This is a genomic window from Streptococcus mitis (assembly GCA_001560895.1).
Classification (GTDB): Bacteria; Bacillota; Bacilli; order Lactobacillales; family Streptococcaceae; genus Streptococcus; species Streptococcus mitis_Q.
In genome coordinates this window covers 664,249-680,291 of sequence record CP014326.1, presented here as the reverse complement: position 1 = coordinate 680,291, position 16,043 = coordinate 664,249, and the positions used below count along the sequence as shown (strand labels likewise).

Here is a 16,043-nt window from a genome sequence, read left to right as displayed (position 1 = left end):
AATAGACTGTTTGCGAACGATTGATACTATTCAGAATTAGTTAATTCACTCTTATACTCTTCGAAAATCTCTTCAAACTGCGTCAACGTCGCCTTGCCGTACTCAAGTACAGCCTGCGGCTAGTTTCCTAGTTTGCTCTTTGATTTTCATTGAGTATTAACGATAGTTTCGAATCATATACCTAATTTATACATGCGAAATAAGAACATCTTTCGGTTCACTTCCTACGACTTTTCAGATAAAGATAGCCAAAGAAGCTTTCATAGAGGGCAAAAAAGAGGAGAAAAGCATGAAGGAAGAAGGTCTCTGGCAAAATCAGAATGACAGGATCCTTGGCTGGATCAAAAAGCCAGGTATCATCTCCCACAAAGAGAATTTGATGGAAAAGAGTAAAGAATTGGTCAAAACCAATCAAAACTCCCCCAAGACCAATCAGCACAGGCAAGACTACTAGAGCCAAAAGCCCTTTACTAAATAGAGACAAGAAGCCCTTTTTCACAATCCCTTTGACAAAGACATAGAAACTTGGCAGTGTCACTAAGGCTACTAGCTGAACTAGGTGAAAGAGGTTCTTGACCACTGCAAAATGGTGTAGCCCAGCAGCTGACGAACGAAAATCAGGCATCTGTAAGATCTGACTAAAAGGATTGGTCAGGTAATTCATCAAGATATGAAAGTTGTACTGAATAGTTTCTGGTTTTAAATAGACCCGATTCGTTAAGTTCAGCCACTGAATTTCAAACGGATAGAAAATCCAAGCTAGATAAATGGTCAGAAGGATTGAAAGAGAGAAGAGAAAGAGCATAGAGCCCCAAAAAGTCAGTTTAGTTTTCATCAAAGTTCCACTCCGCAAGGCTAGAAACCACATGAGTCGGTGCGATTGGCAGGTCTGCCACTTCTTCTGCCTTGGTAAAACCTGTTGTTACCAAGAGCGTTGGAATGCCATTGTCAATCCCTGCTCGAATATCAGTCAAATAATTGTCCCCAACCATGATTAATTCTTCACGTTCCAAACCTAAGTGCTCAACCGCCTTGTTCATAATGATAGCATTTGGTTTCCCGATATAAACAGGCTTCACTCGTGTTGCTACTTCAAGTAGCGTAATCAGTGAACCAGCACCTGGCAAAAGTCCTCGTTCTGTTGGAATGTTAAGGTCAGGATTGGTTCCGATAAAGTGAGCACCCTTTTGGATAGCCAGAGTTGCTGTCGCAAATTTTTCATAGTCGACCTGCCAGTCCAGACCTACTACCACATAGGCAGGATTTTCCTTGTCTTCCACATAACCAGCCGCCTTGATGGCTTCCTTGAGCCCTACTTCACCAATGACATAGACGGTCTTTTCCAGTCCCAAGTCATTCATATAGTCGATCGTTGCCAAGGTCGCTGTGTAGACAGTCGATAGGGCCGTATCGATATTAAAATTCTGAGCCAACATCTCCTGAACGCTCTCTGGAGTGCGGGTTGTATTGTTGGTTACAAAGAGATAGGGGATGTCCCGCTGTTGCAATTCATGGACAAAAGCCTCTCCTGCCGGGATTCGATCTTTCCCCTTATAAATAGTACCGTCTAAATCAATTAAATAGCCTTTATATTTCATACTTTCTCTTTAATCCTTTTTTATTTCTTGCCATGTGATGATGGCTTGGGCATTAGTAGCTCCATCGCTTGTAATTTCATGCTTGCTTTCCAATCCAGTCCCTTCAACAGCCGATGTAATCACTCCACCTGGTCGCACTTCCTTGACATACTTGAGGTTGATTTTCTTGGGAATATACTGGGTCAAAAAATCCGCTCCCATGACCTCAAAAATCCAGTCCAAGTATTTACTGTTATTGACATGACCATTCATATCCAAGTCGTAAAAACGAACATGGTAATCCTTGCTGACTGGCTCTTCCAAAAGCTCATACTTTGGTCCGCGGATAAGCTTTTTATCAAAATCAGACTGGTAAGGAGCCACAATCTCAGGTTCGACAGCATGGACTTTTCGACTGTCTCGGTCCATGAGAACAAAGGTCGCCATCATGTGGATAAGCTCCTGCCCCGTTTCATCATAAATGGTAAAGCGACGGTAGCAAAAGAGTCGATTGTAGCTCAAAGCTTCCGTTTCGATGGTAATTTCTTCCGCAAAACGAGGCAAACGAACTACCTCAATATCATAGTCTGTGATAATCCAGACCAGATTATAGTCTTCTAAAATGGCCTTATCACTAACTCCTAACTCAATCGACTGCATCCCTGAAACTTGTAGGGATAGTAAAATCACATCTGGAAGTTTAATATGACCGTTCATATCAGCCATATCAAAAGGAATTTTCATTTTCATCTGATAAGTTAAGCCCATGATCCTACTCCAAAATAAATCGTTCTGCTACGGTGTCTCCCAAAAAGAGACCTCTCTTTGTCATGCGCACGCGGTCACCCTCTATTTGCATGAGACCTTGTTGCACCAAGTCTCTGACAATTTCTCCATAAAGTCCCTCAAACGGCCGACCAAATTTCTCCTCAAATCGCGCCATAGAAACCCCTGATTTCTTGCGAAGCCCCAGGAACATTTCTTCTTCCATTTGCTCTTTTTGACTCAGGTGCTCTTCTGTGATACGAGCATTCCCTTCCTCAACCGCACTGAGATAATGACGAATGGGACCATGATTTTTATAACGAACACCATTGACATAACCAGATGCCCCAGCACCGATGCCATAGTATTCGGCATTGTCCCAGTACATGAGATTGTGGCGACTTTCAAAACCAGGTTTGGAAAAATTGGAAATCTCATAATGCTCAAAACCTGCTCGCTCTAGCTCTGCAATGATGTACTCAAACATCTCCGCTTCCAGTTCCTCTTTAGGCAGAGGCAATTTCCCACGTCGCATCCGATTCATAAAGACCGTATGGTTTTCCAAAATCAAGCTATAGAGACTCATGTGGGGAATATCCAGTCCAATGGCTTTAGCCACGTTTTCCTTGACCTGGTCCATAGTCTGGCCAGGTAGCGCATAAATCAAGTCAATAGAGATGTTGTCAAAGCCAGCCAGTTTCAGACGGTCGATATTTTCATAAATATCCTTCTCCAAATGACTGCGCCCAATCTTTTTCAGCATCTTGTCATCAAAGGTCTGGACACCTAGTGAAACACGATTGACAGCCGAATTTTTCAAAACAGCAATCTTATCCGCATCCAAGTCTCCAGGATTGGCTTCAATGGTCAACTCTTCCAAGACTGACAAGTCCAAGTTTTTAGTCAAGCCATCCAGCAATACCTCCAGTTGCGGAGCCGACAGGGCTGTCGGTGTACCACCACCGATATAAAGAGTTCGCAACTTTTGAATATCATAAGAACGAAACTCTTCCAGCAGATGCTCCAAATAGCTATCAACTGGCTGATTCTTGATGAAGACCTTTGAAAAGTCGCAATAATAACAAATCTGGGTACAAAATGGGATGTGCACATAGGCTGACGTTGGTTTTTTCTGCATAGTAATTATTATACCACAAAAAGCGAACAATACTTAGAATTCCGTTTAACAAAATCCTAGTATTGTTCGCTTTTTTTATCTAAACATTCTTTTTATTTTATGACTAACACGATTCCCAGAACCAATCTAGTTTGTCTTTACAATACAAAAGAATGAATGTTTAATTGACTAAATTTTTAGTCTTCTTTTTTCTTGCGAGCTACAAGTCCAAATCCACTCAATAGTCCAAGAAGTCCTAGAGATGCAAGAGCAGCATTTGATTCTGTTCCTGTATTTGGCAATACATTTTGAGAATCATTTGACTTAGCTCCATTATCAACAGTAGTCTTAGTATCTACCTGATCTGCATTCGGAGTAACTGCATTTGGAGTTGGAGTAGCTGGTGCAGGTGTATCTTGACCAGAACCTCCATTAGTGTCAGGTTTGACTGGCGTATCAGGTGTCACTGGTGCAACTGGTTTTTCAGTTACTGGTGTTTCTGGTGTTACCTTAGCTGGAGTTTCTACTGGAACTTCAACTGCTGGTTGACCTGGTTCAGTAATCTTAGCTGTTCCTGGAACTTTACCTTCTGGTAATTCACTGTTTGGTACTTTACCTTTACCGTCTTCACCGATTGTGACTGTGATTGGGTTACCATCTTTACCTGGGATTTCTACCTTAGTTCCTGGTGGGTATGTTGAGCCATCTGGTTTCTTAGGTGTTACTGTAACGTCACCTGTCTTAGGATCTTGTTCAACATCTAGTGTTGGTGTCTTACGAGCTGGTGTTGTTACATCTACTGGTTGTGATGGTTTCTTGTTAGGTTCGGTTACTGTTCCTGTACCTGGGACATCTTTCTTAGGAAGGTTGTCATTTGGTACTTCACCTGAACCATTGTCGCCAATTGTAACTGTGATTGGTGTGCCATTTTCACCTGGAATTTCTACCGTAGTTCCTGGTGGGTATGTTGAACCGTCTGGTTTCTTAGGCGTTACAATCGCATTTCCATTTGGTTGTTGAGTAATTTCAATCTTACCTGGTTTTTCAGTTACTGGTGTTTCTGGTGTTACCTTAGCTGGAGTTTCTACTGGAACTTCAACTGCTGGTTGACCTGGTTCTGTAATCTTACCTGTTCCTGGAACTTTACCTTCTGGTAGTTCACTGTTTGGTACTTTACCTTTACCGTCTTCACCGATTGTGACTGTGATTGGGTTACCATCTTTACCTGGGATTTCTACCTTAGTTCCTGGTGGGTATGTTGAGCCATCTGGTTTCTTAGGTGTTACTGTAACGTCACCTGTCTTAGGATCTTGTTCAACATCTAGTGTTGGTGTCTTACGAGCTGGTGTTGTTACATCTACTGGTTGTGATGGTTTCTTGTTAGGTTCGGTTACTGTTCCTGTACCTGGGACATCTTTCTTAGGAAGGTTGTCATTTGGTACTTCACCTGAACCATTGTCGCCAATTGTAACTGTGATTGGTGTGCCATTTTCACCTGGAATTTCTACCGTAGTTCCTGGTGGGTATGTTGAACCGTCTGGTTTCTTAGGCGTTACAATCGCATTTCCATTTGGTTGTTGAGTAATTTCAATCTTACCTGGTTTTTCAGTTACTGGTGTTTCTGGTGTTACCTTAGCTGGAGTTTCTACTGGAACTTCCACTGTTGGTTTTCCTGGTTCTGTAATCTTACCTGTTCCTGGAACTTTACCTTCTGGTAATTCACTGTTTGGTACTTTACCTTTACCGTCTTCACCGATTGTGACTGTGATTGGGTTACCATCTTTACCTGGGATTTCTACCTTAGTTCCTGGTGGGTATGTTGAGCCATCTGGTTTCTTAGGTGTTACTGTAACGTCACCTGTCTTAGGATCTTGTTCAACATCTAGTGTTGGTGTCTTACGAGCTGGTGTTGTTACATCTACTGGTTGTGATGGTTTCTTGTTAGGTTCGGTTACTGTTCCTGTACCTGGGACATCTTTCTTAGGAAGGTTGTCATTTGGTACTTCACCTGAACCATTGTCGCCAATTGTAACTGTGATTGGTGTGCCATTTTCACCTGGAATTTCTACCGTAGTTCCTGGTGGGTATGTTGAACCGTCTGGTTTCTTAGGCGTTACAATCGCATTTCCATTTGGTTGTTGAGTAATTTCAATCTTACCTGGTTTTTCAGTTACTGGTGTTTCTGGTGTTACCTTAGCTGGAGTTTCTACTGGAACTTCCACTGTTGGTTTTCCTGGTTCTGTAATCTTACCTGTTCCTGGAACTTTACCTTCTGGTAATTCACTGTTTGGTACTTTACCTTTACCGTCTTCACCGATTGTTACTGTGATTGGGTTACCATCTTTACCTGGGATTTCTACCTTAGTTCCTGGTGGGAATGTTGAGCCATCTGGTTTCTTAGGTGTTACTGTAACGTCACCTGTCTTAGGATCTTGTTCAACATCTAGTGTTGGTGTCTTACGAGCTGGTGTTGTTACATCTACTGGTTGTGATGGTTTCTTGTTAGGTTCGGTTACTGTTCCTGTACCTGGGACATCTTTCTTAGGAAGGTTGTCATTTGGTACTTCACCTGAACCATTGTCGCCAATTGTAACTGTGATTGGTGTGCCATTTTCACCTGGAATTTCTACCGTAGTTCCTGGTGGGTATGTTGAACCGTCTGGTTTCTTAGGCGTTACAATCGCATTTCCATTTGGTTGTTGAGTAATTTCAATCTTACCTGGTTTTTCAGTTACTGGTGTTTCTGGTGTTACCTTAGCTGGAGTTTCTACTGGAACTTCAACTGCTGGTTGACCTGGTTCTGTAATCTTACCTGTTCCTGGAACTTTACCTTCTGGTAGTTCACTGTTTGGTACTTTACCTTTACCGTCTTCACCGATTGTGACTGTGATTGGGTTACCATCTTTACCTGGGATTTCTACCTTAGTTCCTGGTGGGTATGTTGAGCCATCTGGTTTCTTAGGTGTTACTGTAACGTCACCTGTCTTAGGATCTTGTTCAACATCTAGTGTTGGTGTCTTACGAGCTGGTGTTGTTACATCTACTGGTTGTGATGGTTTCTTGTTAGGTTCGGTTACTGTTCCTGTACCTGGGACATCTTTCTTAGGAAGGTTGTCATTTGGTACTTCACCTGAACCATTGTCGCCAATTGTAACTGTGATTGGTGTGCCATTTTCACCTGGAATTTCTACCGTAGTTCCTGGTGGGTATGTTGAACCGTCTGGTTTCTTAGGCGTTACAATCGCATTTCCATTTGGTTGTTGAGTAATTTCAATCTTACCTGGTTTTTCAGTTACTGGTGTTTCTGGTGTTACCTTAGCTGGAGTTTCTACTGGAACTTCCACTGTTGGTTTTCCTGGTTCTGTAATCTTACCTGTTCCTGGAACTTTACCTTCTGGTAATTCACTGTTTGGTACTTTACCTTTACCGTCTTCACCGATTGTTACTGTGATTGGGTTACCATCTTTACCTGGGATTTCTACCTTAGTTCCTGGTGGGAATGTTGAGCCATCTGGTTTCTTAGGTGTTACTGTAACGTCACCTGTCTTAGGATCTTGTTCAACATCTAGTGTTGGTGTCTTACGAGCTGGTGTTGTTACATCTACTGGTTGTGATGGTTTCTTGTTAGGTTCGGTTACTGTTCCTGTACCTGGGACATCTTTCTTAGGAAGGTTGTCATTTGGTACTTCACCTGAACCATTGTCGCCAATTGTAACTGTGATTGGTGTGCCATTTTCACCTGGAATTTCTACCGTAGTTCCTGGTGGGTATGTTGAACCGTCTGGTTTCTTAGGCGTTACAATCGCATTTCCATTTGGTTGTTGAGTAATTTCAATCTTACCTGGTTTTTCAGTTACTGGTGTTTCTGGTGTTACCTTAGCTGGAGTTTCTACTGGAACTTCCACTGTTGGTTTTCCTGGTTCTGTAATCTTACCTGTTCCTGGAACTTTACCTTCTGGTAGTTCACTGTTTGGTACTTTACCTTTACCGTCTTCACCGATTGTTACTGTGATTGGGTTACCATCTTTACCTGGGATTTCTACCTTAGTTCCTGGTGGGTATGTTGACCCATCTGGTCTCTTCGGTGTTACTGTAACGTCACCTGTCTTAGGATCTTGTTCAACATCTAGTGTTGGTGTCTTACGAGCTGGTGTTGTTACATCTACTGGTTGTGATGGTTTCTTGTTAGGTTCGGTTACTGTTCCTGTACCTGGGACATCTTTCTTAGGAAGGTTGTCATTTGGTACTTCACCTGAACCATTGTCGCCAATTGTAACTGTGATTGGTGTGCCATTTTCACCTGGAATTTCTACCGTAGTTCCTGGTGGGTATGTTGAACCGTCTGGTTTCTTAGGCGTTACAATCGCATTTCCATTTGGTTGTTGAGTAATTTCAATCTTACCTGGTTTTTCAGTTACTGGTGTTTCTGGTGTTACCTTAGCTGGAGTTTCTACTGGAACTTCCACTGTTGGTTTTCCTGGTTCTGTAATCTTACCTGTTCCTGGAACTTTACCTTCTGGTAGTTCACTGTTTGGTACTTTACCTTTACCGTCTTCACCGATTGTTACTGTGATTGGGTTACCATCTTTACCTGGGATTTCTACCTTAGTTCCTGGTGGGAATGTTGAACCATCTGGTCTCTTCGGTGTTACTGTTACATCACCTGTCTTAGGATCTTGTTCAACATCTAGTGTTGGTGTCTTATGAGCCGGTGTTGTTACATTTGGAACTTCTTCCGTTGGTCTACCTGGTTCTGTAATCTTACCTGTTCCTGGAACTCTACCTTCTGGTAATTCACTGTTTGGTACTTTACCTTTACCGTCTTCACCGATTGTTACTGTGATTGGGTGATCCTTATCTTTACCTGGAATTTCTACCTTAGTTCCTGGTGGGAATGTTGAACCATCTGGTCTCTTCGGTGTTACTGTTACATCACCTGTCTTAGGATCTTGTTCAACATCTAGTGTTGGTGTCTTATGAGCCGGTGTGGTTACATTAGGAACTTCTTCCGTTGGTCTACCTGGTTCTGTAATCTTACCTGTTCCTGGAACTTTACCTTCTGGTAATTCACTGTTTGGTACTTTACCTTTACCGTCTTCACCGATTGTTACTGTGATTGGGTTACCATCTTTACCTGGGATTTCTACCTTAGTTCCTGGTGGGTATGTTGAACCATCTGGTCTCTTCGGTGTTACTGTTACATCACCTGTCTTAGGATCTTGTTCAACATCTAGTGTTGGTGTCTTATGAGCCGGTGTTGTTACATTTGGAACTTCTTCCGCTGGTCTACCTGGTTCTGTAATCTTACCTGTTCCTGGAACTTTACCTTCTGGTAATTCACTGTTTGGTACTTTACCTTTACCGTCTTCACCGATTGTTACTGTGATTGGGTGATCCTTATCTTTACCTGGAATTTCTACCTTAGTTCCTGGTGGGAATGTTGAACCATCTGGTCTCTTCGGTGTTACTGTTACATCACCTGTCTTAGGATCTTGTTCAACATCTAGTGTTGGCGTCTTATGAGCCGGTGTTGTTACATTAGGAACTTCTTCTGTTGGTCTACCTGGTTCTGTAATCTTACCTGTTCCTGGTACTTTTCCTTCTGGTAATTCAGCATTTGGTACTTTACCTTTACCTTCTTCATCGATTGTAACAGTGATTGGGTGGTCTTTATCTTTACCTGGAATTTCTACCGTAGTTCCTGGTGGGTATGTTGACCCATCTGGTCTCTTCGGTGTTACTGTAACGTCACCTGTCTTAGGATCTTGTTCAACATCTAGTGTTGGTATCTTACGAGCTGGTGTTTCAACTGGAACTTCTTCCGTTGGTTTACCTGGTTCTGTAACCTTACCTGTTCCTGGTACTTTTCCTTCTGGTAATTCACTGTTTGGTACTTTACCTTTACCGTCTTCACCGATTGTGACTGTGATTGGGTGGTCTTTATCTTTACCTGGAATTTCTACCTTAGTTCCTGATGGGAATGGTGAGCCATCTGGTTTCTTAGGTGTTACTGTTACATCACCTGTCTTAGGATCTTGTTCAACATCTAGTGTTGGTGTCTTATGAGCCGGTGTTTCAACTGGAACTGGTTGTGATGGGTTCTTATTAGGTTCTGTTACTTTTCCTTTTCCTGGGATAGCTTTCTTAGGAAGATTGTCATTTGGTACTTCACCTGAACCATTATCGCCAATCGTAACGGTGATTGTAATTGGGTTACCATCTTTATCTTCACCTGGGATTTCTACCTTAGTTCCTGGTGGGTATGGTTTTCCATCTTCTTTCTTAGGCGTTACTACTGCATCACCATTTGGTTTTTGATTAATTTCAATCGCAACTGGTTGTTCTGTTGTTGGAGCACCTGGCGTTATCTTACCTGGTGTTTCAACTGGAACTTCTTCCGTTGGTTTACCTGGCTCTGTAATCTTACCTGTTCCTGGGACTTTTCCTTCTGGTAATTCACTGTTTGGTACTTTACCTTTTCCGTCTTCACCGATTGTTACTGTGATTGGACCATTTTCACCTGGGATTTCTACCTTAGTTCCTGGTGGGAATGTTGAACCATCTGGTTTCTTAGGTGTTACTGTTACGTCACCTGTCTCAGGATCTTGATCCAACTCTAGTTTTGGTGTCTTATGAGCTGGTGTTGTTACATCTACTGGTTTTGATGGGTTCTTATTAGGTTCTGTTACTGTTCCTTTTCCTGGAACAGCTTTCTTAGGAAGTTTGTCATTTGGTACTTCACCTGATCCATTGTCACCGATTGTTACTGTGATTGGGTGATCCTTATCTTTACCTGGGATTTCTACCTTAGTTCCTGGTGGATATGGTTTTCCATCTGGTTTCTTAGGTGTTACAATCGCATTTCCATTTGGTTGTTGAGTAATTTCGATTGTAGGAGTTTGAGTTGTTGGTGTCTTAGGATCTGTTCCATTTGTGATTTCTTCCTCATCTGGAATTCCATCGTTGTCATCGTCTGGATCAGTCACATCTGGAATACCGTCTCCATCTGTATCACGTTGAATTTTAACTGGAACTTTGACTACAACTTCTTCTGTGCCTTTTTTCAGTTTAACTGGAATTTCGACTGTGCGTTCTTCTTCTTTTGGTTCCCAATTATCTACTGTTGGTGTTCCTACTAGATTTCCGTCATTATCCACTGTTAAACCATTTACTGGTTTATCTGTTGTAATCGTTGTACCTGGTTTGTTTGGTGTGATTACCTTAGTATTTGCTGGTACCGGTGTTTTTTCTGGGACAGTTTTTTCTGTTACTGTTCCTGTTAATTTATCCGCTACTTTTGGATTTGCATCTTCTGTATCTGGAATTCCATCGTTGTCATCGTCTGGATCAGTCACATCTGGAATACCGTCTCCATCTGTATCGCGTTGAATTTTAACTGGAACTTTAACTACAACTTCTTCTGTGCCTTTTTTCAGTTTAACTGGAATCTCTACTGTACGTTCTTCTTCTTTTGGTTCCCAATTGTCTACTGTTGGTGTTCCAACTAGATTTCCGCCGTTATCAACTGTTAAACCATTTACTGGTTTATCTGTTGTAATCGTTGTACCTGGTTTGTTTGGTGTTACTACCTTAGTATTCGCTGGGACAGGTGTTTTCTCTGGTACAGTTTTTCCTGTTACTGTTCCTGTTAATTTATCAGCTACTTTTGGATTTGCATCTTCTGTATCTGGAATTCCATCGTTGTCATCGTCTGGATCAGTCACATCTGGAATACCGTCTCCATCTGTATCGCGTTGAATTTTAACTGGAACTTTAACTACAACTTCTTCTGTACCTTTTTTCAGTTTAACTGGAATTTCAACTGTACGTTCTTCTTCTTTTGGTTCCCAATTGTCTACTGTTGGTGTTCCAACTAGATTTCCGCCGTTATCAACTGTTAAACCATTTACTGGTTTATCTGTTGTAATCGTTGTACCTGGTTTGTTTGGTGTTACTACCTTAGTATTCGCTGGGACAGGTGTTTTCTCTGGTACAGTTTTTCCTGTTACTGTTCCTGTTAATTTATCAGCTACTTTTGGATTTGCATCTTCTGTATCTGGAATTCCATCGTTGTCATCGTCTGGATCAGTCACATCTGGAATGCCGTCTCCATCTGTATCGCGTTGGATTGTTATAGGAACATCCACTACAACTTCTTCGTCACCATTTTTAACTTTAACTGGAATTTCGACTGTGCGTTCTTCTTCTTTTGGTTCCCAATTGTCTACTGTTGGTGTTCCTACTAGATTTCCGCCGTTATCAACTGTTAAACCATTTACTGGTTTATCTGTTGTAATCGTTGTACCTGGTCTATTTGGTGTTACTACCTTAGTATTTGCTGGTACTGGTGTTTTTTCTGGGACAGTTTTTCCTGTTACTGTTCCTGCTAACTGATCTTGAACAGTGATTCTGATTGATTTGGTTGATGGCGTATTGTTCTTATCATACGCTGTGATTTTTACAGTATAGTAACCTGTCTTAGCGTTCGTAGTTCCTGTAATTTGACCATTTTCGTATTTTAATCCTTGTGGTAAATTGCTTACCTGAATTGGATTATTATCACGCATTCCAACTCCACCTGTATTATCTACAGCTGTTACAGGAATTGGTGTGATTGGTGTGTTTTTAGTTACTATTGCGCTTTCTGCTGTAATTGTTGGGCCTGTTACGTCTTTTACTGTAACTGGTACATCTACAGTATCACTTGATCCATCTGGATATGTAACTTTAACTACCGCATTTCCTGCATTTCCTGCTGTTGCAGTTGAAGTTGGTTTGCTTTCTACTGTCAATGTTCCAGGGCCATAATTTGTTACTTTTGCTTTTACTGCTTCATCTGTGATTGGCTGACCTTGGTTAACTGTTAACGTGTCTCCTGTCGGATTATATTTGCTAGCTTGCTCTTGAACAGTGATTCTGATTGCTTTGGTTGATGGCGTATTGTTTTTATCGTATGCTGTGATTCGTACTGTATAGAATCCTGTTTTAGCATTCGTAGTTCCTGTAATTTGACCATTTTCGTATTTTAATCCTTGTGGTAAATTGCTTACCTGAATTGGATTATTATCACGCATTCCAACACCACCTGTATTATCTACAGCTGTTACAGGGATTGGTGTAATTGGCTCGTTTTTAGTTACAGTTGTATCATTGGCTGTGATTGTTGGTCCTGTTACGTCTTTTACTGTAACTGGTACATTTACAGTATCACTTGATCCATCTGAATAGGTTACTTTTACTACCGCATTTCCTGCATTTCCTGCTGTTGCAGTTGAAGTTGGTTTACTTTGTACCGTTAATGTTCCTGGTGCATAGTTCTTCACTTTTGCTTTTACTGCATCATCTGTGATTGGCTGACCTTGGTTTACAGTTAACGTGTCTCCTGTCGGATTATATTTGCTAGCTTGCTCTTGAACAGTAATTCTTATTGTTTTTTCTGAAGAATTATTATTTTTATCATATGCTTTAATTTTTACAGTATAGAATCCTGTTTTGGCATTCGTAGTTCCTGTAATTTTGCCATTTTCATATTTTAATCCTTGTGGTAAATTGCTTACCTCAATTGGATTATTATCACGCATTCCAACTCCACCTGGATTATCTACAGCTGTTACAGGGATTGGCGTGATTGGTTCGTTTTTAGTTACTGTAGCATCACCTGCTGTAATTGTTGGAGCTATCTTGTCACGAGATGTTACAGTGAAAGTAAATGTTACTGGTTTAGCTGCGTGACCTGCATTATCAGTAGCCTTAAATGTAATCGTATTCGTTTTACCAACATCTTCTGCAGTTGTTGTAATTGTAATTCGTCTTGATTGTTCAGTATCCGTGTTTGTTAATGGAGTTGCAGATACATTCCCTGTAATAAGTCTCTTACCATATTTCGTTGTTAAATCACTAGGATCAAAATTAACATGTTTATCGTCTCTTGCTGTTACTGTGAAGGTTACTGTTTTACCTTCTACTACGTTTTGGCTAGCTGGTGAGATTGTTAATGTAGGTGGTTGGTTATCTGGTGCTTCTGTTGGAGTAACAGGGTTACTTTTATCAGAAGTTACTGTTCCATTAGCATTAGTAACTACTGTTTCAGCCTTAATAGGATTTCCTGGTAAAGCTTCTGTAACTGTAACTGTAGCAGTCTGTCCATTAGTTGTTCCAGTTCCAATAACTCTATTACCATCATAAAGTTTCACTGTCGAACCGTTTGGCACGCCGGTTCCGACATTTACAGTAATTTGTTGACCTGGTAAGCCTTTTTTATTGGCAACACTTGATGTAATCGTCGGTTGTTTTGGTTTAACGTTTAATGTAACTGTTCCATCTGAACCAGAATTTTTATCTTCTGAACTTGAACCATCTTTATAAGTTGCAATAGATTTATACTTGAATACTCCGGCTTCTGCTGTACTTGGTGACTTATTATCTTTCCAAGTCCAGTTCATACCTGGAGGGAAAGTTCCGTTTTTTCCATGTTTAACATAACCTGAAGATACAGGGTTTATTGGGTCTCCTGCGTCATCTCCAACTGTTTTTGTAACGGTTAAACCTTTAATTGGATCTTTTGGTGCATCTGGATCATTTTGTAAACGAGAACCTGTTGCCCCCATAATATAAGACTGATTAGTAGTCCATCCTGATGTTGTTGAGGCTGCATAGACACGACCGTATTGAGCTGCTTCTTGAGGAGTCACATTATCTCTTATTTTAATCTTAGCATGCATATGCATAGCATAGTTTGTACTCTCTCTTCCTAATTTGACACCTAAATAATATGATAATTTAGGATATTTTCCATTTTTATCTTTCGTAAGTGTGTTTAATGTAGGATCATTTTCGTTGTTCTTAAATACATCCTTTCTTTGATCATTACGAGTTACCCCTGAACTTGGATCGTAAAATGAGTATCCATCATTATTAAAAATTTTGTATTGTTGTCCCCATGGATTTGAGATATAAGCTGTGTTCCCATATTGATTAAACGCTTCAAATCCATCAGAAAGTTTTTTACCAGCATTTGGATTCTTAGGACTATAACGTGTGAACCTTAAATCTCTTACTGTATTAGAAGGATCCATGATATTAAATGGTGCTTGGAAATAATACTGTTGTTGGTATGAACTTTCCGTCATCTTTTTCCCATCGTTATTGAAAAAGACATCATAGACGATCCATTTACCTTCACTATCTTGTACATAAGTTGCCTTAATATCAGTCTTATTTCTAGTAAACTCAGGATTATCATTTATTGTTCTTCGTCCACCGTTCTCTCTCGGATCGACAGAAGCAAAATATTTAACATTAGTTAAAGCACCTTGATTAATTTCACCATTTGCTCTAAAGTTTGTACCTTGAGCCATGCTCTTGCCATTACGTGAGTCACGAGCACCTGAAGTCAAACGTGTTGTAGCGTTTTTAACAGAGTTAAACATTCTCTTCACACGTTTTGTCATATCTTCAACATCGGTCAAAGAAACTGTTGTATTTTCAAGAACACCTTGTGCCAAGCCCAATAGTTCATTGGCTTTTTCAAGAACTTCTTTGCTGGTCTCCTGCTCAGGCAATTCCAAAACAGCTGCCTGCAATTGATCTACAGATACTTTCAAAGAATCTTTTTTAGTTGATACAGTTTGGTTCTCTTCGCTTGCGCTTACTTCAGGAGAAGTTTGACTTGCTAGATTGTCGGCTGGCTTCTCAGTTTTATCTGCTTGTTTATCAACTTGAACCTCAGTTACTTCCTTAGCAGCTGATACAACTGTCACATCTTTAGACAAGAGTTCTACAAGTTCATCGATATCCTTTTGAGCTAGCTCAGAACTTTCTAGGGCTTCTTTCCCTTTTTGAAGTCTGTCTTTAACAGGCGATACTACTGACTCGTCAAGATTTAATTTAGTTGAAAGAAGAGCATTTAATTCTTCAACTACTTTTTTCAACTTGGCTTTATCAACTGTAGACGCGCTAGGTGCAGCAGTTGTAAGCGCTTGATTTTCTGCGTCTACTTTATTGTCAGTAGATGCTGCAACATCCACAGGCGAATCGACCTTATCTTTAGGGTTCACTACACCTGTATTAAGTTGTGAAGTCTTGTCAACTAGACTATCCGCACTCGCAGCGCGGGCACCCAAAAACATCAGCGCTGCAACAGCTACTGAAGCGGCACCGAAACTATACTTACGAATAGAAAAGCGCAAAACTTTTTCACGTTGCTGGCGCTTGATTCTATTGAGCGAATTTGATTTATTTTCCATTGTTCCTCCTTATGTTAAAACACAAAATCAAATTAAAAGTATTCTTCATGGCTACACTTCTTATAGTAACGCACCCATGAAGCCTACTATGATGAGCATGTTTACACATCACAGCTATCACAGCTCGATTATACCATTTTTAATATATTTACACAAGACAAAACTGTTTTATTCCATAGAATAAAGGATAAATTGTTTAACTATACATAAAATGTTATTATGTTATGTTTTGAATAGACAAACTCTCTAGCTTTAAAATAAATCTGTAACCACTTATCGTATCAGATAATTCATCGTCATTTTTAATAGTAAAAAATAATCACCTAAAAAATTTAATGG

General features: G+C 40.5%; 5 protein-coding genes. All 5 read right to left on the bottom strand.

Going from position 1 to position 16,043, the window contains the following annotated elements; genetic code table 11:
• Window positions 1-217: 217 nt before the first annotated feature.
• The 5 genes from AXK38_03405 to AXK38_03385 all read right to left on the bottom strand — a co-directional run bounded on the left by AXK38_03405 (window position 218) and on the right by AXK38_03385 (window position 15,704).
• Window positions 218-835, bottom strand: a complete 618-nt coding sequence (locus tag AXK38_03405; GenBank protein AMH88354.1) for a hypothetical protein — start codon at window positions 833-835, stop codon at window positions 218-220.
• Window positions 825-1,598 (bottom strand): HAD family hydrolase, encoded by a 774-nt coding sequence (locus tag AXK38_03400; protein ID AMH88353.1) that lies wholly within the window; start codon window positions 1,596-1,598, stop codon window positions 825-827. The genes AXK38_03405 and AXK38_03400 overlap by 11 nt, the downstream gene beginning before the upstream one ends.
• Before the next feature lie 9 nt (window positions 1,599-1,607).
• Window positions 1,608-2,345 (bottom strand): acyl-ACP thioesterase, encoded by a 738-nt coding sequence (locus tag AXK38_03395; protein ID AMH88352.1) that lies wholly within the window; start codon window positions 2,343-2,345, stop codon window positions 1,608-1,610.
• 4 nt (window positions 2,346-2,349) lie between these two features.
• On the bottom strand, window positions 2,350-3,480 hold the full coding sequence (locus AXK38_03390; protein ID AMH88351.1) for a coproporphyrinogen III oxidase: 1,131 nt from the start codon (window positions 3,478-3,480) through the stop codon (window positions 2,350-2,352).
• Between the two features lie 176 nt (window positions 3,481-3,656).
• Complete coding sequence (locus AXK38_03385; GenBank protein AMH88350.1) at window positions 3,657-15,704, bottom strand: hypothetical protein; 12,048 nt, start codon at window positions 15,702-15,704, stop codon at window positions 3,657-3,659.
• Window positions 15,705-16,043: the final 339 nt, after the last annotated feature.